1 protein-coding gene is annotated in these 340 nt (G+C 35.0%); it reads left to right on the forward strand.

The window, feature by feature from the left end; all coding sequences use genetic code 11:
• On the forward strand, positions 1 to 213 hold a 213-nt coding region (locus A10D4_RS14420; RefSeq protein WP_008490200.1), incomplete at its 5' end, for a hypothetical protein.
• Positions 214 to 340 lie beyond the last annotated feature (127 nt).

Consider the following 340-nt stretch of genomic DNA (forward strand, 5'->3'; position numbering starts at 1 on the left):
TCAGCAATTTTAATCCTGAAAAAATCAAAAAAATCCATACCTACATATTTAGTGGGCTGGATAGTAATCTGCCTTACTCCCTTTATATATAAACTAGAAAAACTTGAAGATTTGGAAGGAGTTCTGCAACTAAGCAGCAACTTATTGTTCGGATTGGTTATTTTCTTCTATCTGATATTAATCAAGAAATTAAGATATTATTTTGAAAATTGATTTAATTTTTCATAGGTAAGTCATCCTCGCCTGAAAGTTCAATATCACGACAGGGAAACCGGCCGCTACACGCAATCAGACCCAATTGGCTTAGCAGGTGGCATTAATACTTATGGGTATGTTGGGG

Source organism: Idiomarina xiamenensis 10-D-4 (assembly GCF_000299895.1).
Taxonomy (GTDB): domain Bacteria; phylum Pseudomonadota; class Gammaproteobacteria; order Enterobacterales; family Alteromonadaceae; genus Idiomarina; species Idiomarina xiamenensis.